Origin of the sequence: Verrucosispora sp. WMMD573, from assembly GCF_027497175.1 — a bacterium.
Lineage (GTDB): Bacteria > Actinomycetota > Actinomycetes > Mycobacteriales > Micromonosporaceae > Micromonospora.
Genome location: NZ_CP114901.1, coordinates 1,360,505 through 1,383,369 on the forward strand (window position 1 = coordinate 1,360,505; position 22,865 = coordinate 1,383,369).

The window sequence follows — 22,865 nt, forward strand, 5'->3', positions numbered from 1 at the left end:
GACGCGGGATGTCGTGGCTTCCCGTCGCCGGGAGACCGCGACATCCCGCAACCGGTGTCCGCCGTCAGCGGCGCAGGCCGGCGTAGATGTCGATCAGGCGTTTGGTGACGGTGTCCGGGTGGAAGTTGCGCTCGTAGCGCAGCCGGGCGGCGGCCGACAGCGCCGAGGCACCGGCGGCGGCCATCGGCAGGGCGGCGGCCAGGGCGGCCGGCTCCGGCGGCACCACCCAGCCCGCCTCACCTGTCAGCACACCGGCCGGCACCGCCCACTGCTGCCCGGTCCGGTCGGCAGCGGCACCCGCTGTCGCGGACCCGGCGTCAGGCCGGACGCCGGAGTCCGGGGCCGAGGGGCCGGGCACAGCGCCGGAGACGGCGGAGGCGGACGCCGAGGCGGCCACGGCCGGACCGGTGCCGGCGGGTTCCCGGGGAGTGTCCGCGCCGACCAGGTAGGGAATGCCGCCCAGCGCGGTGCCGAGCACCGGCCGACCGCTGGCCAGCGCCTCGATGATCACGGTCGGCAGCACGTCGTGCCAGGTGGATGTCGCCAGCACCACGGCACTGTCGGCCAACGCCTGCCGAACGCCGGCCCGGTCCAGCGGGCCGAGGTAGGTGACGTCGGAGCGCTCTGCCGCCACCGCTTCGACAAGCGGGCGCAGTTCGCCGTCTCCGGCGACGCGAAGTGGGCCCAGCGCGCCGTCGGGGTGTCGCCGCCAGGCCTCCACGAGCAGGTCGAGACCCTTCTCGGGAGAGAGCCGGCCGAGGAAAAGGAAACCCTGGCCGAGCGGTGCGGGTGTGCCCGGGTCGGGGATCCCGTTCGGTTTCACCACGATCCGCGAATCGGGGATGCCGTAGTCGCGCAGGTGATCGGCGACCGCGGTGGTCAGGGCGATGAACCGGTCCACCGACTTCCAGGTGCCCCGGTGCACGGCCAGGGTGGTGGCCATCAACGCGCTCTGCGCCCGTGACCCCCGGTAGCAGCGGTGCACCACCGCCGGTACGCCCAGGGCCCGACCCCGGCAGTCCTGGCAGATGATGCCGTCGCGGAAGTACAGCCCCGAGGAGCAGACCTGGCGGTAGTTGTGCACCGTCTGCACCACGGGAACCCCGTGCCGGTGCGCGGTCCGCACCACCCAGGGCGACAGCAGCGGGTACGGGTTGTGCAGGTGGAGCACGTCCGGACGATGCTCGGTGAGCAGTCGGGACAACTCCTGCTGGGCGCGGGGTGCGTAGATCGGGGAGATCGGCAGCAGCGCCTTCGCCGTCTTCGGCATCGTCGGGATCTCGTCGGAACTGCGCAGGAACGGCAGCACCTCCACCCCGGCGGCGGTGAGCTGAGCGATCTCGGCGTCGACGATGGTGTTCTCACCGGAGGGCTGAGCTTCCCGGTACCGGTTGTGCGCCACCACGATTCTCACGGGAAAGAAGGCTACCGTTGGACGATGCCCGAACTACCTGAGGTGGAGGCGCTCGCCGGTTACCTGCGACAGCGCGCGGTGGGCCGGCGGGTCGACCGCCTGGAGGTCGCCGCGATCAGCGCCCTGAAGACGTACGATCCGGCGCCGACCGCCGTCGCGGGCCGGGCGGTGACCGACGCCCGGCGGTACGGCAAGTTCCTCGACGTGGTCTTCGACGGCGGTCTGCACCTGGTGGTCCACCTGGCCCGCGCCGGCTGGTTGCACTACCGGGAGGCGTTCGCCTCGGCCGCCCCGTTGCGGCCGGGCAAGGGACCGATCGCGATCCGGGTACGCCTCGACGACGGCTCCGGCTTCGATCTGACCGAGGCCGGTACGCAGAAGAAGCTCGCCGCCTACCTGGTGACGGATCCGCTGGCGGTGCCCGGGGTCGCCAAGCTCGGGCCGGATGCCCTCTCGGCCGACCTCGCCACCTTCGCCGGTGCGCTTCGTGGCCGCCGGGGCCAGGTCAAGGGGGTGCTCACCGACCAGGCGGTGCTCGGCGGGGTCGGCAACGCGTACTCCGACGAGATTCTGCACACCGCGAAGCTGTCGCCGTTCGCGTTGACCGACCGGCTGACCGACGACCAGATGGCGACCCTGCACGCGGCGACCCGCCGGGTGCTCGGCGACGCGGTGACCCGGTCGCTGGGGCAGCGGGCCGCGGAGTTGAAGGGCGAGAAGCGGTCCGGCCTCAAGGTGCACGCCCGCACCGGGTTGCCCTGTCCGGTCTGTGGAGACACCGTCCGGGAGGTCTCGTTCGCCGACTCCAGCCTCCAGTACTGCCCCACCTGCCAGACCGGCGGCAAGCCCCTCGCTGACCGACGGTTGTCCCGACTTGTACGGTGAGTAGCACCACTGCTGATTACGGAGCGGAATCGGACGTGCGGTGCGCAACCACCGCTCCGGCGCTCTACCCGGACCGTCATCCATCGGTATAGTGGCCCGGTCCCCGGCCTACAAATGGGGTGGGGCCGGCCAGATCCCAGGCGGTAGGTGGCCGCCGCGCAAAGTCCCTCGGGTCGGCGACGGAACGGAACTCGCGTGGGAAACTGGAACGGTGGGCGACCCGGGCGGTCACGGCGAGTGAACGCGGCGGGTCATGCGGGAGGACATGGGTGAGGTGACGACTAGCCTCCAGCGCCCGGTGACCAACGAAGGCCGGAGCAAACTCGTGCGGCACGTCGACAGCTTCGAGATCCAGCCGCCGAACCCGCCGTCCCCGAACGGCGTACCCCGGACGGCGTGGGCCCGGGCCCGGCGACGCGTGTCGCGCTGGCACCGGCCGTACACGGCGATCCTGCTGCTGCTCGACTTCGCCGCCGCGGCGTTCGCCAGCTACACCGCGATCCGCACCTTCGACCAGGCCACCGCGGGTTTCCACCAGGCCCAGAACGAGAACGACCAGACCTGGTTCTACACTGTCGCGTTCCTGCTGCTGCCGCTCGGCTGGCTGGTCATCCTCTGGTTCAACGGCGCCTACGACCGGCGCTGTCTCGGGCTCGGGCCGGACGAGTTCAAGCGGGTGATCCGGGCCGGGGTGACCGTCTGCGCCGCGGTGTCGTTCCTGGCCTTCGCCACCAAGACCGACCTGTCCCGGTTCACCGTCGGCACCGCCCTGCTGCTCGCGCTGCTGCTGATCCTGCTGGGCCGGATCCTGGCCCGTTTCGTGCTGCACACCGTCCGGCGCAACATCCAGCAGGCGGCGCACCGGATGGTGCTGGTCGGCACCCTGCCGGAGTGCCTGGAGGTGTACACGGCGGTCACCCGCACCCCGGCCGCCGGGCTGGTTCCGGTCGCCATCCACATCACCGACGGGTACGCGGCGGCCAAGGGCGTGCAGACCCCGGTTCCGGTGTACGCGGGCCGCGACGTGCTGGCCCTGGTGCGCGAGGTGGGCGCGGACACCATCGCGGTCTGCGGCTCGGCCAGCGCCGAGCCCGGTGAGCTACGCCGCCTGGCCTGGCAGTTGGAGGGCTCCGGCGTCGACCTGGTGGTGGCACCGCAACTGACCGACATTGCCGGTCCCCGAGTGCACATCCGCCCGATCGAGGGCCTGCCGCTGCTGCACGTCGAGGAACCCACCCTGACCGGGCCGGCGCTGCTGGCCAAGAACATGATGGACCGGGTCGCCGCCGGGCTCGGGCTGCTCGCCCTGATCCCGGTCTTCGTCGCGATCGCCATCGCCATCCGGATCTCCGATCCGGGTCCGGTCTTCTTCCGCCAGCCCCGGGTGGGGCACGAGGGGCGCACGTTCCGGGTGTGGAAGTTCCGGACCATGTACGTCGACGCGGAGGACCGGCTGGCCAGCCTGGTCGACCAGAACGAAACCGACGGCATGCTGTTCAAGATGAAGCAGGATCCCCGGGTCTTCCCGGTGGGCCGCTTCCTGCGCGCCTCGTCGCTGGACGAGCTGCCGCAGCTGATAAACGTGCTCAAGGGTGAGATGTCCCTGGTCGGGCCGCGTCCGCTGCCCGCCGACGACGGCGACTTCCTGGGTGATGTGCGGCGCCGGCTGCTGGTCCGCCCGGGTATGACCGGCCTGTGGCAGGTGTCTGGCCGCTCCGATCTCTCCTGGGACGAGGCCGTCCGGTTGGACCTGTACTACGTCGACAACTGGTCGCTGGCGTACGACCTGAGCATCCTGTGGCGCACCGTGGGCGTGGTGGTGGCGCGCAAGGGCGCGTACTGACCGGTGCCCACCCCTTTCCCGCAGCGTCCGCAACCAGCAGGATCGTCGACGTGGGTGGCAACGTCTCCGCCGTGATCGGCGTCTTCTCCCTGGTCAGCGTGCTGGCCGGGGCGCTGTTCGCGGTCGGTCGGCTGCGTGGGCGGCGCGGTATCGCCACGCCCGGCCAACGGGCCACCTACGAGGTGCTGCACACCGCCGGCCTGGCGGCCGAACCGCTGCGCGCCGGGCTGAACCCGGCCGGCGCGGCAAAGGCCGCCCGCCACCTGCGCACCCTGGTCGGCGCGGAAGGGCTGGCGTTGACCGACACCGACGATCTGCTCGCACTCGACGGACGCGGCGCGCACCACCGGGAGCAGCTGCGGACCGCCGCCCGGCGGGTGATCGCATCCGAGCGTTCCACGGTGCTGGGCGAGGCGGAGCTGACCTGCGACCGGATCGACTGCCCGGTCCGGGGCGCGGTGGTGGCCCCGCTCGGTGGGGCGTCCGGCCGGATCACCGGCGCGCTGGTCGCCGTCACCGACGGCGCACCGGCGCCCGGCCTGGTCCAGGCCACCCTGGAGACCGCCCACTGGGCCGGCAGCCAACTGGCCCTGGCGGAGCTGGACTCGTCCCGGGAGCGCCTGGCCCGGGCCGAGGTACGCGCCCTGCGCGCCCAGATCAGCCCGCACTTCATCTACAACGCGCTGACCGCGATCGGTTCCTTCGTCCGCACCGATCCGGAGCGGGCCCGCGAGCTGATCCTGGAGTTCGCCGAGTTCACCCGGTACTCGTTCCGGGCGCACGGCGAGTTCACCACGCTGGCCGAGGAGCTGCGCTCGATCGACCGCTACCTGACGATCGAGCGGGCCAGGTTCGGAGACCGGCTTCAGGTTCGGCTCCAGATCGCCCCCGAGGTGCTGCCGGTGACCCTGCCGTTTCTGTGCCTGCAGCCACTTGTCGAGAACGCGGTACGCCACGGGTTGTCGCGCAAGCCGGGCACGGGCATGGTGAGCATCGAGGCCCGGGATGCCGGCGCCGAATGCCACATAACGGTGGAGGACGACGGAGTGGGGATGGATCCGGCCACGCTAACCGCGGGAATCGCCGAGCTGGCCGGGTCGACCGGCGACCCGGGGGACGATCCGGGCCAGCACGTCGGGTTGTCGAACGTCGACGAGCGGCTGCGCTCAGTGTTCGGCGACGGTTTCGGCCTGGTCGTCGAGACCGGCGTCGGCTCGGGTACGAGGGTGAGCATGCGGGTGCCGAAGTTCCACCCCGGCGTACGGGCGGGTTCGTGACCGGCTCCGGCCCGCCCGCCGCCACCGGCTTCCTGCGGGTGCTGGCGGTGGACGACGAGCCACCGGCGTTGGACGAGTTGGCGTACCACCTGCGGGCCGACCCCCGGGTGGCCCGGCTGTACACGGCCGGCGACGCCACCGAGGCGCTGCGGGTGCTCCGTGACGACGACGTGGACGTGGTCTTCCTGGACATCCGGATGCCCGGCCTGGACGGCATGGAGCTGGCCCGGGTGCTGCGCCGCTTCGCCCGGCCTCCGGCGATCGTCTTCGTCACCGCCTACGACGACGGTGCCGCGGACGCCTTCGACGTGGGGGCCACCGACTACGTGCGCAAGCCGGTACGCGCCGAGCGGCTGGCCGAGGCGCTGCGCCGGGTGGTCGGCTCGCGGGTGGTACCCACCCATCCCGCCGCGGTGGCCCGGGCCGAGGAGGATCCCACGATCCCGGTCGAACTTGCCGGCACCACCCGGATGCTGCCCCGGTCCGCCGTGCGGTGGGTCGAGGCACAGGGCGACTACGCCCGGCTGCACACGGCAGACGGGTCGCACCTGGTACGGGTGTCGCTGGCCACGCTCGCCGAACGGTGGGCCGACGCCGGGTTCGTCCGGATCCATCGGTCTTACCTGGTGCAGCTGCGGCTGATCGCCGAACTCCGCCTGGTCAACTCCGGCTACGTGGTGGTCATCGACGGCACCGAGCTGCCGGTGAGCCGCCGGCACACCCGGGAGCTGAAGGACAAGCTGGTCCGGGCCGCCAAGCAGGAGTGGAGCCGCTGACCCGGCCGGGCCGAGCGATTCTCGTACCCCATAGAGATCGTTGTTGTTCTACTCTCCTGTGGTCGGTTCAACACGGGGCGCGGGGCCGGCGTGGGCGCGACGCCTGTCTGAGCCGCCCCGCCCCCTCAGGTCTGGACACAAATGCAAATCCCTCTCATCCGCCGGGCCGCCCTGGCCTGCGTCACGGCGGCTGCCGTGCTGTTGTCGGGCGCCACACCCGCGCTGGCCGACTCGACCGGCACGATCAGCGGCCGGTTGACCACCGCCGCCGGCGCCGCCGCACCCGACGTCCCGGTCGTCGTCTATCGCAGCGGCGAGTACGACGTCGTGGCCAACACGATGACCGACGCCGACGGGGCCTACACGCTGCCGCATCTGGACCCGGGGTCCTACACCGTCGGTTACCTGCCCGACAGCCGTCCGGAGCAGTACTACCGGCAACAGGCGTGGCCCTGGGACGCGGACCCGGTCATCGTGACCGCGGGCGCCACGACCACGGTCGACGAGCAGTTGCTGGCCACCGGCACCATCTCCGGCCAGCTCCTGGACACCGCCGGCGAGCCCGTGATCGACCTGCGGGTGGTCGCCGCCGAGGCCGACTCCGGCCAGATGGCCAGCGCACGCACCGACGACGCCGGCCGGTACGAGATGAACGTGGTCTCGGGCCGGTACCGGGTGAGCTTCGAGCCGATCGAGGGCTCCTACCAGAGCCAGTACGTGCCGGGGCAGGTGGACGAGGAGAGCGCTGGCGTCTTCCAGGTCACCGATGGTGCACGGGTCGTGGCCGACGACACCGTACTGCCCGTGGGCACGCTGTCCGGCCGGTTCACCACCGCCGCCGGGGCACCCCTGGCGAACGCGCAGGTCACCATCTACGCCCCGAACATGTACAGCGTGCACTGGACCGAGACCAACGCCGACGGCGTGTTCGAGGTCCAGCTCATCGCCGGCTCCTACAAGGTTGGCCTGCACGCCGACGAGCGGCACCAGTACTACCCGGGGCAGCTCGAATCCGCTCAGGCAGAACTTGTGACCGTGCGCGGCGGCGAGGAAACCAGCATCACCGACAGCCTGCTGGGCACCGGCTCCATCCGGATCAGCGCGGTGGACTCGGTGACCGGTGCGCCGGTGGCCAACTTCTGCGCCCACGACGGGTGCAGCAACGGCAGCGGCCGGGTGACCATCAGCGACCTGGCGCAGGGACGGCACGACATCCACGTCTACGTGCCCGACGGCCGGTACTTCTCCCGGGATCGCACCGGCATCCAGGTGCGTGCCGACCAGACCACCGAGTTGACCATCAAGCTCCGTCCGGGCGCGGTCATCACCACCACCGTCCTGGACCGGCAGAGCGGCTCGCCCGTCTCCGGGGTCTGCCTGGACGCCTTCGCGCCCAAACGGGTCGCGCTGCGGGACGGCTACGGCAATTGCAGCAACCGCAGCGGTCAGATCCGCGTCGGTCCGCTCACCGCCGGTGACTACAAGCTCTTCGCCGTCCCGCAGAACTCGACCTACGGGCGGCAGTGGGTGGGTCCCGACGGTGGCACCGGCGACGAGCGGGAGGCGGCGATCGTCACCGCCGCCGTCGGCCAGGTGGCCACCGGGCCGGTGATCCGGCTCGACCGGGCGGGGCAGGTCACCGGCCGGGTGACCGATGCCGAGACCGGCGCGGCCCTGACGGGCGTCAACGTCTCGGTGCTCACCGGCCACCCTGGCGTCGGCGCCCAGGACGCGGTCACCGACGACCAGGGCGACTACACCCTGAGCCGGCTCGGCCCGTACGAGTGGCCGGTGGTCTTCAGCCGTGGCGGGTACGCGACCGTCTGGTCCGGCGGTGCGGCGAGCCGGTTCACCGCCACTCCGGTGCAGGTGGGTGCCGGCGCCGCAGCCACCCTCGACGCGACGCTCGGGCGGGGCGTGCAGCTCACCGGCACCTTCCGTAACACCGACGGCACGCCACTGCGCAGCGGTTGGCTGCTCGCCCACAGCGTGGACACCGGTGACTACGCCGGTAGCGGCTGGGTGTCCAACGGGGAGTTCACCATGCGGCTGACGGGACGTCAGCGGATCTTCTTCAGCTACGACGTCTACCTTGACAACGAGCAGATGTACTCGGGCCGGTACCAGGTGACCGACCCGGACGGCACCCGACGGCTGGCCCGGTTCACCGTGCCCGCGTCGGGTTCGATGACCGCCGATCTGGTCATTCCGACAAGCTGATGAACGGTCCGGGGGCGCTCGTCGCCCCCGGACCAGCGGTTGTCCACAGCTCCACCTCGTTATCCACAAGCTGTCCACAGCCCTCTTGACATTCCTGTCGGGCGGACGAGACTGCCGGCATGGTCGCCGAGGATCCACTGCCGGAGTCCGGCCGGCCGGCGTCGTCCCCCGCCGTGCCTGGCCGGCCCGTCTCCGGGCCGCCGGCGCGTACCCGGGTGGTGTTGGCCGAGGTGTCCCGCCGGCCGCACTGGCCCGCCGGCACCCACACCGAACTGACCCAGCAGACCCGGGTCGGTGAGGCACTCGTTCGCGGTCTGGTCCGTGCTCAACTGGCCCTCGCCCTGCAACTGTCCGCGGTGGTGCTGGTCGGATTGGGCGGCCTGCCCTGGCTGTTCGCCATCGCGCCGTCGGTCGGCCGGATGACCGTGCTCGGTGTCAACCTGCCGTGGCTGCTGCTCGGGGTGCTCTCCTTTCCGTTCCTGGTGGCCGTCGGGTGGACGTACGTCCGACTGGCCGAGCGCAACGAGCAGGACTTCACCGACCTGGTCCAGCGGCCGGAGCGCTGACGTGGGCAACGACCTCGTCGTACCGGCGATCGTGGCGGTCACCCTGATCACCGTCGCCATCGGCTTCTACGGGCTGCGGCTGGCCCGCACCACCTCCGATTTCCTGGTCGCCTCCCGGGTGGTCAGCCCCACCTGGAACGCTGCCGCGATCGGCGGCGAGTACCTGTCGGCGGCGAGCTTCCTCGGCGTCGCCGGGCTGATCCTCAAGTACGGCGTGGACGTGCTCTGGTACCCGGTCGGGTTCGCCGCCGGATACCTCGCCCTGCTGTTGTTCGTGGCCGCGCCGCTGCGCCGGTCCGGCGCGTTCACCCTGCCCGACTTCTGCGAGCTGCGGCTCGGATCGCGTCGGCTACGGACGCTGGCCACCGTCTTCGTGATCTTCATCGGCTGGCTCTACCTGGTGCCGCAGCTCCAGGGCGCCGGCCTGACGCTGGCCACGCTGGCCGGCTCGCCGTATCCGGTCGGCGCACTGGTGGTGGCCGCCGTCGTGACCGCGAACGTGGCCCTGGGTGGGATGCGGGCGGTCACCTTCGTGCAGGCGTTCCAGTACTGGCTCAAGCTGACCGCGCTGGCGGTACCGGCGATCTTCCTGGCCCTTCAGTGGCAGGCCGACGGCCGTCCGGCGGTGACCCCGCCGGACGGAGCGACGTTCCGGACGGCGACCACCGTCGTGGTCGAGCAGCAGGCGGTGCTCACCCTCGCCGACGGCCAGACCCTTGAGGTACGCCCCGGCGACGAGCTGAGCTTCGCCGAGGGCGAACCGGTGCCGGAGGTCTCCGGGGTGGCCAACGGGGCCACCGACTGGCTGCTGCCCAGCGACGCGGGTTCCGACGACCGGGGACTGTTCGGCACGTACTCGCTGATCCTGGCCACTTTTCTGGGCACCATGGGGCTGCCACACGTCCTGGTGCGCTTCTACACCAATCCCGACGGGGCCGCCGCCCGCCGGACCACCCTGGTGGTGCTGGCCCTGGTCGGGGTCTTCTACCTGCTACCCACCATCTACGGCGTGCTGGGCCGGATCTACACACCGCAACTCCTGATCACCGGCCAGACCGACGCGGTGGTGGTGCTGCTGCCCGAGGCGGCGCTCGGTGCCGGGACCACCGGCCGTCTGCTGGCGGCGCTGGTCGCCGCCGGGGCGTTCGCGGCCTTCCTGTCCACCTCGTCCGGGCTGCTAACCAGCGTCGCCGGGGTGATCTCCACAGATGTGCTCGGTCGAGGTTCGGTGCGCGGCTTCCGACTGGCCACGGTGATCGCCGGGGTGGTGCCGACGGTACTCGCCCTCAACGTCTCCGGCCTGGACGTCTCGCAGGTGGTGGGCCTGGCGTTCGCGGTCGCCGCGTCCAGCTTCTGTCCGCTGCTGGTGCTCGGCATCTGGTGGCGGGGTCTCACCGACGCGGGCGCCGCCGCCGGGATCCTCGTCGGCGGCGGCGCCGCCGTGACGTCGGTCCTGATCACCGTTCTCGGCCCGGCCATGACCGGCTGGCCGGCCACCCTCATCGCCCAGCCGGCCGCCTGGACGGTGCCGCTGGCCTTCACGGTGATGATCGCGGTCTCGCTGGCCACCCGTCGTCGTGCCCCGGCCGACATCGGCCGCACCATGCTCCGCCTGCACGCCCCCGACGCCCTCCGCTCGTGAGGAGACACCTTTCCGGCATTGGCTCGGCGCCGGTCCGACTCGTGGATGAGCTGCGGATCCTCCTCCGGTCGGGCGGCAGGCTGGTCGGCACCGGATACGGTCGGGCGCATGACTGGTGAGCACCCGGCGCTGGCGCTACGCGGCCTGGCCAAGAGCTTCGACGGCAAGGTCGCGGTGGCCGGCGTGGATCTCGACGTACCGGCCGGCTCGTTCTACGGGCTGCTCGGCCCGAACGGCGCCGGTAAGACCACCACCCTGTCCATGGCGGTCGGGCTGCTGCGGCCCGACGCCGGCGGCGCCTGGGTGCTGGGCCAAGACGTGTGGGCCGACCCGGTCACCGCGAAGCAGCTGCTCGGCGTCATGCCGGACGGGGTACGCCTGTTCGACCGGCTCAGCGGGGCCGAGCTGCTCGCGTACCACGGTCTGCTGCGCGGTATGGACCCGGCCGTGGTCGACCAGCGGGCGGCCGAGCTGCTCGACGTGCTGGCTCTCGCCGACGCCGGTCGAACGCTGGTGGTCGACTACTCCGCCGGCATGAAGAAGAAGATCGGGTTGGCCTGTGCGTTGCTGCACGGGCCCCGGCTGCTCGTACTGGACGAACCGTTCGAGGCGGTCGACCCGGTCTCGGCAGCGCTGATCCGGGACATCCTCAAGCGGTACGTGGCCGGCGGCGGGACGGTGGTCTTCTCCAGCCACGTCATGGAGGTCGTGCAACGGCTCTGCTCACACGTGGCGATCCTCGCCGAGGGCACCATCAAGCGGGTCGGCACGCTGGAGCAGGTACGCGGCGACCGTTCGCTGGAAGACGTCTTCGTCGAGGTGGTCGGCGGGCGTACCGCCACCGGTGAGGAGCTGGCGTGGCTGTCCCGGTGACCGCACCGGCCGACCGGGTGCGGCCGGTCGCGGCGCGTCACTTCGTCCGGCTCAAGCTGCGGGTGATGGGCAACAACTTCCGTGGTCAGGGCTGGCGGGTGACGCTGTTCCTGGTCGGCTCGCTGATCGGGCTCTGGTTCGCGGTCGGTGCCTTCTTCGGCCTGGCGGCTCCCGGGCTGGTCGGCGACGACCGGTACGCCCTGCTGGTCGCGGCGTTCGCCGGCGGGTTGACGGTGCTCGGTTGGCTGCTGCTGCCGCTGGTCTTCTTCGGCGTCGACGAGACACTGGACCCGGCCCGGTTCGCGCTGCTGCCGCTGTCCCGGCGCACCCTGGTGACCGGGCTGTTCGCGGCGGCGCTGGTGAGCGTACCCACGGTCGCCGTGCTGCTGGCCCTCTCCGGCCTGGTGGTCACCGCCGGGGTGTTCGGCGGCTGGTCGGCCGCCCTGGTCACCGCCGTCGGGGTGGTCTGCGGCCTACTTCTCTGCGTCGCCGGTGCCCGAGCGGTGACCAGCGCGTTCGCCTCCATGCTGCGCTCCCGCCGGGTACGCGACCTGGCCGCCGTCCTGCTCACGGTGCTCGCCGCGTCGCTGGGACCGTTGCAGCTCGCCGGTTTGGCCGCGATCCAGGACACCGACTGGGACCGGCTGACCGGGGTGGCGACGGTGATCGGCTGGACCCCGTTCGGTGCCCCGTGGACGGCGGGTATCGACGTGGCGCAGGGCCGGGCCTGGGCCGCACCCGTGAAGCTGCTGATCACCGTGGTGACGATCGTCGCGCTGCTGGCCTGGTGGTCACGCTCGCTGGAGTCGGCGATGGTGGGCGCGGCGAGCGCCGGACCCAGCCGGGCAAAGCCCGGGGTGACCGGCGGTGTGGTGGCTCAGCTCTTTCCCCGGGCCGCCGGCTGGCTGCGCCGGGGGCGCTTCGGTGCCCTGGTCGCCCGGGAGGCCCGCTACTGGTGGCGGGACGCCCGACGTCGCGCCAACCTGATCACCATCGCGGTGGTCGGTCTCTTCGTGCCGGTGATGGTCAACTTCGGTGGACAGGGCTTCACGTTCGACAGCGACCAGGGCTTCAGCCCCGCCGGGGAGTCCTCGCCGGTGCTGGTCAGCCTCTCCATGCTCTTCGTCGGGCTGCTCGCCGCGGTGACGCTGGCCAACCAGTTCGGCTTCGACGGCAGCGCGTACGCGGCGAACGTGGTGGCCGGCGTACCGGGTCGGCTGGAACTGCGCGCCCGGATCACCGCGTTCTCGCTCTACGTACTGCCGATGCTGGCGGTGGTCGCCGTGGTGATCGCGCTGGTGCTCGGTCAGCCGACGTGGATCGGATTCATGTCGGGTGCGCTGGTCGCCACCTACGGTGCCGGGCTGGCGGTCAACTCGCTCGTCTCCGTGCTGGGCGCGTACTCGCTGCCGGAGACGAGCAACCCGTTCGCGATGAACAGCGGGGCCGGGGTGGCGAAGGGGATGCTGACCCTGCTGGCCATGGCGGCCACCAGCGCGCTCGCCGCACCGATGGTGATCGCCGCGGCACTGCTCGGCGACGCCTGGCTCTGGCTGGGCCTGCCGCTGGGTGTGGCCTACGGCGTCGGCGCGGCGCTACTCGGCGCGTACCTGGCCGGCGACGTGCTGGACCGCCGCCAACCGGAACTTCTCGCCCTGGTCACCCCCCGCCGCTGACCGCCGGCCGCTGGACCGCCGCTGGCCGTCGCTGGCCGTCGCACCAGATGCGGCGTGTCGCGGGTGTCCCTACCGGGAGATACCCCGACATGCCGCATCTCGCGAGCTGTAGCCGAGGCCCGTGAACCGGGCAGACGGGTCACAATGTTTCACGTGAATCATGAGCCGGGTGCCCGGATCCACCACACCGACCCGTTCGCCGCGCCAGCCGAGAACCGTTCGCCGGTACGCCGGCTGCGGGGGCGGCTCGCCGCGCCGGTGACCCTCTGGACGGCACCCGGGCCGGCCGGGCTGACGGTGTCGTCGACCCTGGTCGCCGAGGGCGAGCCGGGCCGGCTGCTCGGGCTGGTCGACGCCGAGTCGGAGCTGTGGGCCGCGGTCGAGGAGACGGGCCGGTTCACCGTCACGCCGCTCGGTCCACCACACCGACAGCTCGCCGACCGGTTCGCCGGGCTCTTCCCCTCGCCGGGTGGGCTCTTCGCCACCGGCACCTGGCTCGACACGCCGTTCGGTCCGGTGCCGGACGACGCGGGCGGCTGGGCCGGTTGCCGTCTCGACGTTGCCCGGGAGTACGGCTGGGGTCTGCTGGTGGAGGCGACCATCGAGCGCGTGGAACTGGCCGACGATTCCGAGCCGCTGCTGCACCACCGGGGCCGTTACCGGGAGCTGGCCTGACCGTTGCGCCGGCCCGAACACCCGCTCCTCTAGGCTGACCAGTCATGAGGGTTGAGCAGCGCTTCGGTCCCGGTCATCGGATCCTGGTCACCGGCGGGGCCGGATTCGTTCCGTCACACCTGGTGGATTCCCTGATCGAACGCGGCTGCGCAGTCGTCGCCCTCGACAATTTTGTCACCGGGTCCAAGGAAAACGTCGCCCACCTGCTCGACACGCCGAATTTCACCCTGGTGGAGGCAGACATCGCCGACGGCCTGCCCAGCCATCCGGCGTTGGCGGAACGATTCGACGCGATCCTGCACATGGCCTCACCGGCCAGCCCGACCGACTTCGAGAAGCTGCCGGTGGAGATCCTTCGGGTCGGCTCGGTGGCCACCCTGCACCTGCTGGAGCGGGCCGCCGCCGACGGCGCCCGGTTCCTGATGGCCTCCACCTCCGAGGCGTACGGCGACCCGAAGGAACACCCGCAGCGGGAAACGTACTGGGGCAATGTCAACCCGATCGGCATTCGCAGCGTCTACGACGAGGCGAAGCGGTTCTCGGAGGCCGCGACGATGGCGTACCGCCGCAGTCGCGGCGTGGACACCGCGATCGTGCGCATCTTCAACACCTACGGGCCGAGGATGCGGCCGGACGACGGGCGGGCCATACCGACCTTCATCTCCCAGGCGCTGCGCAACGAGCCGATCACCGTGCACGGCACCGGCGACCAGACCCGTTCCATCTGTTACGTCGCCGACCTGGTCCGGGGCATCCTGCTGCTGCTGGACTCGACCGAGAGCGGGCCGGTGAACTGCGGCACCGAGCATGAGATGAGCATGCGGGAGCTGGCCGAGACGATCGTGTCGCTCTGCGGCAGCCGGTCCGAGGTGACATACGTCACGCGCAGTGCTGACGACCCGGAGATGCGCCGCCCGGATCTCACCCTCGCCCGCGAAGCGCTCGGCTACGAGCCCGCCGTCGCACCCGAGGAGGGCTTGCGGCGCACCATCGAGCACTTCCGCCAGCGGCTGGGGTAGCCGACACCGACGGGCGCATCGCTCGGTAGGGGCGAGACTGGCTCGTGCTGCGTACATTGAATTGCATGTCAGCGACCATTCCCGCCGCGCTACCGGCCCTCCACCTGCACCGCAGCGCCGGCCGGGCAGCGGTGCCGGGCCCGGGACGCGGAAGCCGGGCCAACGGGCCGGCCGACACCCGGTGGCACCCGGCGTACGACGACGAGCCGGTCCCACCTGCCGGCCCGGGAGGACCACGCGGTCCGCTGGGTCCGGGTGGGCCCGGTGGCGGTCCGTCGCCGCGGCGGCGACCGCACTGGCGCCGCATCGCGCTGGTGGCCGGGGTCGTCGTGCTGGTGCTGGCCCTGGTCGGCGGCGCGGGTGCCTGGTTCTACGCCCGCAGCCTCGACAACAACATGGCCCGGACCGACCCGTTCTCGGAGATCACCGGTGACCGGCCGCCGAAGGCGGTCAACGGCGCGCTGAACATCCTGATGGTGGGCACCGACTCGCGGGATCCGGACGCGCCGATGGACCGGGCCGGGCAGTGGCGGGCCGACACGATCATCGTCATGCACATCCCCGCCGACCACAAGCAGGCGTACCTCGTCTCCATCCCCCGGGATTTGTACGTGCCGATCCCGGAGAGCGCCGGCGCCGGATGTGAGACGGGCCAGCGACGCAAGATCAATGCCGCATTCGCGTTCGGTGGACTGCCCCTGGCGGTACGCACTGTCGAGTGCTTCACCGACGTGCACATCGATCACGTGATGGCCATCGACTTCGCCGGGTTCAAGCAGGTCACCGACGCCCTCGGCGGGGTGGACCTGGAGGTCGAGCGGACCATCACCTCGATCCACAAGCCCTATCGGAAGTTCACCAAGGGCACCAACCACATGAACGGCACCGAGGCCCTGGACTGGATCCGCCAGCGCAAGCAGTTCCCGGACGGCGACTTCGCCCGGATGCGCCACCAGCAGGATTTCCTGCGGGCGCTGATGGACAAGGCGGCCAGCACGGGCACGCTGACCAACCCGAAGAAGCTCAACGCGTTCCTCCAGTCGGTCACCGAAGCGGTAACCGTCGACCAGGGCTTCTCGCTGACCGACATGGCGGTGCAGTTCCGCAATCTGCGCGGCGAGAACCTGACCTTCGTCACCAGCCCGCACCTGGGCAGCCAGACCATCAACGGCGAGTCGGTGGTCGTCTCCGACCGGGAGAAGGCGCTGACCATGTACCGGGCGATGGCGGGGGACACGATGGCCGACTGGATGCGGGCCAACAAGCAGCCGACCACCGGCAACGGCTGACCGCGACCGGGGACACCGGGAACGGCCGATCGTCCACTTCACTGTGGACGATCGGCCATTTCAGCAGGATGACGCGGTGGAGAACGTGAACTGGACACCACGCGAACTCGCCACCACCGGAATGCGAACGTAAAGTATTCCCGCCCCCTTCTGCGTACACGAGCTGGAGCACGCATGCCGGTTCACAGCCCCTCCCTGCTTGAGCCGCCGCGCGCGTCCGCCGCGCCACCCAGATTCAAGGACGAGGGTCCCGGCAAGTCCGCCAAGAAGCGCACCCGGCGCAAGGACCCGCTGTGGGCCCGGCTCACCGTGATCTTCGGCGCCGCGCTGATGATGACCAGCGGTGTGGCGATCGTCGGCAGCAAGGCGGTGATCAGTCAGGCCACCGGCAGCATCTCCCAGCGCAACCTGCTCGGCGGCGCCGGCAAGACCTCCGCCGAGGGTGGGGCCGATCTCAAGGGCCCGATCGACATGCTGCTGCTGGGGGTCGACGCCCGGGAGCGGTGGTCGGCAGACGACGTGCGGGCGGACAGCATCATCGTGCTGCACATCCCGGCCACCCACGACCAGGCGTACCTGATCTCGATCCCGCGGGACACCGAGGCACGGATTCCGGCGTTCGAGAAGACCGGCTACCCGGGCGGGATCGGCAAGATCAACGGTGCGTTCCAGGCCGGCGCCCAGAACGGCGGCGGCTGGGAGGGCGGCGCCCAGTTGATGGCGCAGACCATCAAGGGCATGACCGGGGTCAGCTTCGACGGTGCGGCGATCATCAACTTCGGCGGCTTCAAGAACGTCATCGACTCCCTGGGTTCGGTGCGCATCTGCCCGAAGCAGGAGGTCACCTCGATCCACATGTCGTACGTCGACGGCGAGCCGATGTGGAACGCGGACGCCAAGAAGACCGGCAAGCCGCGTACCCCGGTGGTGCACAAGAAGGGCTGCCAGGAGATGGAGGGCTGGGCGGCGCTGGACTTCTCCCGCCAGCGGTACGGCCTCAAGAACAGCGACTACGACCGCCAGCAGAACCAGCAGCAGTTGATCAAGGCGATGGCCAAGAAGGCCACCCAGAACGGGAGCCTGACCAACCCGGTGAAGCTGAACGGGCTGATCAAGGCGGCCGGCAAGGCGTTCATCCTGGACACCGGTGGCGTGCCGGTGGAGGATTTCGTCTTCACCATGCGCGGGGTGACCGGCAACGAACTGATCATGCTGAAGACCAACGGCGGCACATACAACGCCAAGGGCAACGGCACCGAGGCGCTCAGCGAGCAGACCCTGGACATGTTCCAGGCGGTTCGGAAGGACAAGCTCGCCGAATTCGTCTTCTACAACCCCGAGGTGATCTCCTCCCGGAAGTGACGCTCCGGCATCGCGAAAGCCGAAAACCGCCGTCACTCTTCGTGACACTCCCCTAGCCTAATGTGAGTCAGATTCACATCAGGCTAGGGGGACGTCACGGCCAGGCGGCGGCGTACGAGCCGAGAGCGGGCACCGCACGCGGGTACCCGGCGACCGAGGTGGCCTCGCGTACTGCTCGGTATCGGGCTGGCGGCGATGCTGCTGGCCACGGTCGCGGTGGTCGGGCTCCGGATGCTCACCGACCGTTACGAGAGCACCATGACCCGCGCAGAGTTGCTCGACCCCAGCGCCCGCGCCGACCGCACCGATCTGGACGGCCCCCTCAACTACCTGCTCGTCGGCTCGGACCGTCGGCCCGGCGACTCCGGCTCCGAGCAGCGCACCGACACCATCCTGATCGTGCACGTGCCGCCCGGGCTACGGGAGGGCTATCTGGTCTCCGTGCCGCGCGACCTGCTGGTGACCATCCCGTCTGGCGGCGGCTATCCCGGTGGCGAGGACAAGATCAATACAGCGTACGAGTACGGTGGCGGCGGCGAGCCCGGGGCGCACCTGCTCTCGGCCACCCTGACCCGACTCACCGGTCTCCGCTTCGACGGTGCCGCCCTCGTCGATTTCGCCGGTCTCCGAAACGTGATCGACCTGCTCGGCGGGGTCGACCTGTGCGTACGCACCGAGGTGAAGTCGATCCACACCGACCGGGTCTTCCGTCCCGGCTGCCAGCGGATGGACGGTGAACAGGCGCTGGACTACGTGCGTCAGCGCTACGACCTGCCCGGCGGCGACTACGACCGGCAGACCCACCAGCAACAGCTGTTGGGGGCGATGTTGGCGCAGGCCGGTGAGACCCGGCTCCGCACCGACCCGGTACGGCTGCACCGGCTGATCGGGGCCGTCGGCGGCTCGCTGACCCTGGACACCAACGGCGTACCGGTGGAGGAACTGCTGCTCGCGCTGCGCGGACTGGCCACCGACGGGCTACGGGGCGTGCAGGTGCCGTCCTACCCCCAGATGATCGACCAGGTGTCCTACGTCCGGCTGGACGACGAAGGTGACGGGCTGTTCGCGGCGGTGCGGGGCAGCCGGATGTCGGAGTGGGCGGGTGCGCATCCGCACTGGGTGACCCGGCTCTGACCCGCCGACGGCCGGGCCCGGCGAGGCAACCCGTGCGGTCGCGGGCAGCCGCAAGACGAGGATCTAGGCTTGGTACCCGTGTTCGGACCTCAGATACCCACCGTGACCGTTCCCGAGATCAACGACCAGACGTACCTGCTCGACGTCCGGGAGGACGACGAGTGGAGCGCCGGTCACGCTCCGGGCGCCCACCACCTGCCGATGATGGAACTACCGGCCCGGCTGGCCGAGGTGCCGACCGACCGGGACGTCGCCGTCATCTGCCGCTCCGGCGGTCGCTCCGCTCAGGTCGTCGCCTATCTGCTGCGTAACGGCTGGGAACAGGTGAGCAACGTCGCCGGCGGGATGGGCGACTGGGCGGCGGCCGGTCGCCCGGTGGTCGGCTCGGACGGGCAGCCGGGCCGGGTCCTGTAGGACGCGAGCCGTGGCCGGCCCCCTCGTCTTCGCTCACCGTGGTGCCTCGTACGACCTGCCCGAGCACACCCTCGCCGCCTATCTGCGCGCACTCGACGAGGGTGCCGACGGGCTGGAGTGCGACGTCCGGTTGACCCGCGACGGGCATCTGGTCTGCGTACACGACCGGCGGCTGGACCGGACCAGCAACGGTCGAGGTCTGGTCAGTGCCCGGACGCTCGCCGAGTTGGAGCAGCTGGATTTCGGTTCCTGGCATCCCGGAGGCGTTCCGGCCAACGGCGACGAGGTGCTCGAGGACTCACACACCCGACTGCTCACCCTCGAACGGCTGCTGGCGGCGGTGCTGGCCGCCGGTCGGCCCGTCCATCTGCTGGTGGAGACCAAACATCCGTCCCGCTACGGCGGCAACGTGGAACGGCGGCTGGTCGCCCTGCTGCGCCGGTACGGTCTGGCCGACCCGCGCCCGGACGCACCCGTACGGGTGTCCGTGATGTCGTTCTCCCCGCTGGCGGTACGCCGGATCCGGGCACTGGCCCCCGCGCTACCGACCGTACTCCTGCTGGAGGTGCTGCCTCGCTGGCTGCCCATGGGGCGGCTGCCGTTCGGTGCCGACATCGCCGGACCGGGAATCGCGCTGGTCCGCGCCCGCCCCGCCCTGGTGCCGGCGCTGCGGGCAGCGGGCAACCAGGTCTATGTCTGGACCGTGAACGAGCCCGCCGACCTCGACCTCGTGCTGGCGGCGGGGGTGGACGGCGTGATCACCGACCGTCCGGCGCAGGCTCTCGCCCGGTTGCGCAGGTAATCAGCGCCCAAGGCCACTCGGGGGTGCCCGGAAACGCGGACGGCAGGCACACTCGGGGTCATGCCGGACCGCACCGACTACTCGGCTCTCATCGCCGGGCACACCGCCGTCATCGAGATGATCAATTCCGGTGACGCGGGTCTGCCGGTGCTGACCCAGCTGCTCCGGGTGGCCCAGCCGGCACTCGGTGCCGCCGGGATGGCGTTCGTGGAGTTCGCGCCCAGCGGCGGCCGGGTGATAGCCGCCACCGGCGCCGCCGAGTGGACCGTCGGCCGGCCGTTGCCGGCCAACGATCCGGTCACCAGCTGCCTGCTCGCCGGCCCCCGGGTGCAGTGCGTACGAACCGACAAGCTCACCAACCCGCTCACCAGCGAGCTGGCCCAGCGCGGCCTGCGGCGGATGGTCGTCTCCCGGGCCGAGATCGGTGGCCACACCGTCGGCAGCCTGCACGCCCTCTACCCCGGCGGCGACGACGAGCCCACCGCCGAGCAACGCGGCGTGGTCGGCTACCTGGGCTCCTGCATCGCCCACATGTACGGCGACCAGAGCGGCCTGCCGGTGCACGGCGACGGTCCGGTGGTCGCGGCACTCGCCGACGGGCTGGCCGTGGTCGACCGGGATGCCAAGGTCCGCCTCTGGAATCCGGCCGCCGCGCAGGTGACCGGTAGGTCCACCGCAGAGGCGATCAACCAGCCGCTGCCCTTCCCGCTCCCACCGTCCGGGCAGGTCCTCGACCACCGTCTGCCGAGCGGGCGCTGGCTGCGGATCACCTCGGGCGAGCTGCCGGGACCCGGCGCCCTGCGGGTGGTTACCTTCCGGGACACCACCGACCAGCAACGGCACGATCACGAACGGGATCTCTTCGTGGCGGTCACCAGCCACGAGCTGCGTACCCCGGTCACCGTCATCAAGGGGTACGCGGACACCCTCACCGACCACTGGGAGTCGCTGAGCGAGACCGACCGGCGGCAGGCGGCCCGGGTCATCGGCCAACGGGCAAACGAATTGGCCCGGCTGCTCGACCGGCTGCTCGCCTCCGCGGCCGAGGCGTGGCCGGGCGATGGTCCGCCGGCCCCCTTCGACCTCACCGAGACACTCCGGGGCGCGATCGCCGACCTGCCCACGGACCTGCGTCGGCGGACGGCCCTCAAGGTGCCGGCCGAGCTGCCCAGGGCGATCGGTCATCGGCAGAGCCTGGCCACCGTGCTCACCGAACTCGTCACAAACGCCGGCAAGTACTCCCCACCCGACTCCCCGATCGACGTCGCCGCCGGTGCCGACGACCAGACCGTCTGCTTCCGGATTAGTGACCGCGGCATCGGCGTACGCCCGGAGCACGTGGAACGGGCCTTCGACCGGTTCTGGCAGGGCGACTCCGGCGACCGGCGTCGCTATCCCGGCACCGGTCTCGGCCTCTATCTCGTGCGTCGAATCGTTGAACAACAGAATGGGTGGGTATTCCTTCGCCCGAGAAGTGGTGGGGGTACGGTCGCAGAGGTGCGGCTGCCCCGCAGGTGACAGTGGGGGTCACGGGGCGGAAGAGGGGCAGAGGTGGCGACGACAGCTGTCGAACGGGCGTGGTGCGTGGTGGTGCCGCACGATGCCAGTGGGGCGCGGATCGCCCGGCACCGGCTCGCCGCCGAGCTGGCCGGCAGCGTCTCCCCGGCGATGCTGGCGGATCTGGTGGCGGTCCTGGCCGAGCTGGTGGGTAACGCGGTCCGGCATGCCGACCCGCTGCCGGGCAGCGTGGTCCGGGTCGCCTGGCGGCTGCGTCACGCGGCCGAGGGGCCGCAGCTCCGGCTGTGGGTCACCGACGGCGGGGCTTCGGGTGGCCCGCGGATCCGCCCGCCGGACCCGGACGCGGCCGACGGCCGGGGTCTGCACATCGTCTCCGGCCTGGCGACCAGTTGGGGCGTGGAACGCGACGGTCTCGGTCAGAGTGTCTGGGCCGACTTCGCACCGGTCGCTGACCAGTCGGCGCTGGTGACCTCCGGCTGAGCTGTCGGTCGGCCCGTTGCCGGGTCCGGCCCTGCCGGCCACCGGAGGGCTCCGGCGCCGGTGTCACCCGCTAGGCTGTGTCGCCGTGAGCAAGCGTCGAAAGAACCAGCGGGCGGCCGCTGCCTCGGGCAAGCGGGAGCGGGTCCGGGACGTCTTCGTTCCCCGGCCCTTTGAGGGGCTGGTCGACGAGCCCGAGTGGATCGCCCTGCGGGAGCTGGTGCCAGCCGCTTCCGCGCCGCTGCGGCTCGCCCCGGCGCTCGCCGACGAGTACGGCGACCGCCAGGTCACGCTGGCCACCGTACTGCCGATGGCCGCCCCCGCGATGAGCCGGGACGACGGCCACATCCTCATCGGGCTCCAGCGTCATCTCCAGTCCGGTGACGTCTCCCGCGACCTGGCCGAGTCGCTGCTCTGCGCACTGCGTACCGCCCCCGGCGCCCAGGTCGCGGTGCCGCCGCTGCCCGGCCCCGGTCCCCGGTTGCAGGACATCCTGGTCGACGGGCCGTTGGAGATCAGCCTGCACGAGGGGTTCGAGTTCTGGCTGGCCCCGGAGGCCGCCGAGGACCCGACCGTACGGGCCTCCCTGGAGCGGGCCAACGCGGCGATCTATCCGACGGTGCGGCTGACCGCCGCGCGTGCCGCGTACTGGTGCCAGGTGACGGACAAGGCCCACGTCCGCTGGGTGCTACCCGAGGCCGAGGAGGCCGCCCTGGACGCGCTGGCCCGGCTCGCCGCGGCCGGCTCGCTGATCCTCGGCGAGGCGACCCGGTTCGCCGGCATGTTCCGGGCCCACGGGCGGCTGGTGCCGGTGTGGGACCTGCCCGAGGAGATCCCGGCCGGTGACTGGGAGCAGCCGGTCGCCGACTTCGCCAAGCGGTACGCCGAAGCCCTGGCCGAGACCGGCCCGCTCGACGCCGACGCCCGCCGGTCCCGGCAGGGGCTGCTCGGTCGCCAGCTCACCCTGCGCTGACCGCAGCCCGGCAACTGATCGAGCCCGCCG

Annotated in this window: 20 protein-coding genes; 19 read left to right on the forward strand and 1 reads right to left on the reverse strand. The window is 71.3% G+C overall.

Going from position 1 to position 22,865, the window contains the following annotated elements; all coding sequences use genetic code 11:
• Nucleotides 1-64 precede the first annotated feature (64 nt).
• Nucleotides 65-1,414 (reverse strand): glycosyltransferase family 4 protein, encoded by a 1,350-nt coding sequence (locus O7601_RS06310; RefSeq protein WP_281565285.1) that lies wholly within the window; start codon nucleotides 1,412-1,414, stop codon nucleotides 65-67.
• Nucleotides 1,415-1,438: 24 nt separating this feature from the next.
• On the opposite strand from O7601_RS06310, the gene O7601_RS06315 reads away from it, so the two are divergent.
• From O7601_RS06315 to O7601_RS06405, 19 genes are all read left to right on the forward strand, one after another.
• Complete coding sequence (locus O7601_RS06315; RefSeq protein WP_281565286.1) at nucleotides 1,439-2,299, forward strand: DNA-formamidopyrimidine glycosylase family protein; 861 nt, start codon at nucleotides 1,439-1,441, stop codon at nucleotides 2,297-2,299.
• 265 nt (nucleotides 2,300-2,564) lie between these two features.
• Nucleotides 2,565-4,142 (forward strand): sugar transferase, encoded by a 1,578-nt coding sequence (locus tag O7601_RS06320; protein ID WP_281566815.1) that lies wholly within the window; start codon nucleotides 2,565-2,567, stop codon nucleotides 4,140-4,142.
• A 50-nt stretch (nucleotides 4,143-4,192) separates the two neighbouring features.
• Entirely contained in the window at nucleotides 4,193-5,419 is a 1,227-nt protein-coding gene (locus O7601_RS06325; RefSeq protein WP_281565287.1) for a histidine kinase, read from the forward strand.
• Entirely contained in the window at nucleotides 5,416-6,195 is a 780-nt protein-coding gene (locus tag O7601_RS06330; RefSeq protein WP_281565288.1) for a LytTR family DNA-binding domain-containing protein, read from the forward strand. The genes O7601_RS06325 and O7601_RS06330 overlap by 4 nt, the downstream gene beginning before the upstream one ends.
• 141 nt (nucleotides 6,196-6,336) lie before the next feature.
• On the forward strand, nucleotides 6,337-8,415 hold the full coding sequence (locus tag O7601_RS06335) for a carboxypeptidase regulatory-like domain-containing protein (protein WP_281565289.1): 2,079 nt from the start codon (nucleotides 6,337-6,339) through the stop codon (nucleotides 8,413-8,415).
• Between the two features lie 119 nt (nucleotides 8,416-8,534).
• On the forward strand, nucleotides 8,535-8,981 hold the full coding sequence (locus tag O7601_RS06340; RefSeq protein ID WP_281565290.1) for a hypothetical protein: 447 nt from the start codon (nucleotides 8,535-8,537) through the stop codon (nucleotides 8,979-8,981).
• 1 nt (nucleotide 8,982) lies between these two features.
• Entirely contained in the window at nucleotides 8,983-10,623 is a 1,641-nt protein-coding gene (locus O7601_RS06345) for a cation acetate symporter (RefSeq protein ID WP_281565291.1), read from the forward strand.
• Between the two features lie 108 nt (nucleotides 10,624-10,731).
• On the forward strand, nucleotides 10,732-11,496 hold the full coding sequence (locus O7601_RS06350; RefSeq protein ID WP_281565292.1) for an ABC transporter ATP-binding protein: 765 nt from the start codon (nucleotides 10,732-10,734) through the stop codon (nucleotides 11,494-11,496).
• Nucleotides 11,481-13,172, forward strand: coding sequence for an ABC transporter permease (locus O7601_RS06355; protein ID WP_281565293.1), 1,692 nt, complete (start codon nucleotides 11,481-11,483; stop codon nucleotides 13,170-13,172). Before O7601_RS06350 ends, O7601_RS06355 begins: the two co-directional genes overlap by 16 nt.
• 96 nt (nucleotides 13,173-13,268) lie before the next feature.
• A complete protein-coding gene (locus O7601_RS06360; RefSeq protein ID WP_281566816.1) occupies nucleotides 13,269-13,847 on the forward strand; it encodes a flavin reductase family protein in 579 nt (192 codons plus the stop codon).
• 44 nt (nucleotides 13,848-13,891) lie between these two features.
• Nucleotides 13,892-14,866, forward strand: a complete 975-nt coding sequence (locus O7601_RS06365; protein ID WP_281565294.1) for an NAD-dependent epimerase/dehydratase family protein — start codon at nucleotides 13,892-13,894, stop codon at nucleotides 14,864-14,866.
• Between the two features lie 65 nt (nucleotides 14,867-14,931).
• Nucleotides 14,932-16,155 (forward strand): LCP family protein, encoded by a 1,224-nt coding sequence (locus O7601_RS06370; protein WP_281565295.1) that lies wholly within the window; start codon nucleotides 14,932-14,934, stop codon nucleotides 16,153-16,155.
• A 174-nt stretch (nucleotides 16,156-16,329) separates the two neighbouring features.
• Nucleotides 16,330-17,517, forward strand: a complete 1,188-nt coding sequence (locus O7601_RS06375) for an LCP family protein (RefSeq protein ID WP_281565296.1) — start codon at nucleotides 16,330-16,332, stop codon at nucleotides 17,515-17,517.
• A gap of 195 nt (nucleotides 17,518-17,712) precedes the next feature.
• A complete protein-coding gene (locus O7601_RS06380; protein WP_281565297.1) occupies nucleotides 17,713-18,651 on the forward strand; it encodes an LCP family protein in 939 nt (312 codons plus the stop codon).
• Between the two features lie 78 nt (nucleotides 18,652-18,729).
• Nucleotides 18,730-19,065 carry a rhodanese-like domain-containing protein gene (locus tag O7601_RS06385; RefSeq protein WP_210936186.1) on the forward strand — a complete coding sequence of 112 codons (336 nt, stop codon included), beginning with the start codon at nucleotides 18,730-18,732 and terminating at the stop codon, nucleotides 19,063-19,065.
• Nucleotides 19,066-19,075: 10 nt separating this feature from the next.
• Nucleotides 19,076-19,867 (forward strand): glycerophosphodiester phosphodiesterase family protein, encoded by a 792-nt coding sequence (locus O7601_RS06390; protein ID WP_281565298.1) that lies wholly within the window; start codon nucleotides 19,076-19,078, stop codon nucleotides 19,865-19,867.
• A 60-nt stretch (nucleotides 19,868-19,927) separates the two neighbouring features.
• Nucleotides 19,928-21,385, forward strand: coding sequence for an ATP-binding protein (locus O7601_RS06395; RefSeq protein WP_281565299.1), 1,458 nt, complete (start codon nucleotides 19,928-19,930; stop codon nucleotides 21,383-21,385).
• Between the two features lie 66 nt (nucleotides 21,386-21,451).
• The gene (locus O7601_RS06400; RefSeq protein WP_281566817.1) at nucleotides 21,452-21,865 is read left to right on the forward strand and encodes an ATP-binding protein; all 414 of its coding nucleotides are present in this window, start codon (nucleotides 21,452-21,454) and stop codon (nucleotides 21,863-21,865) included.
• An 85-nt stretch (nucleotides 21,866-21,950) separates the two neighbouring features.
• On the forward strand, nucleotides 21,951-22,835 hold the full coding sequence (locus O7601_RS06405; protein WP_281565300.1) for a DUF5926 family protein: 885 nt from the start codon (nucleotides 21,951-21,953) through the stop codon (nucleotides 22,833-22,835).
• Nucleotides 22,836-22,865 lie beyond the last annotated feature (30 nt).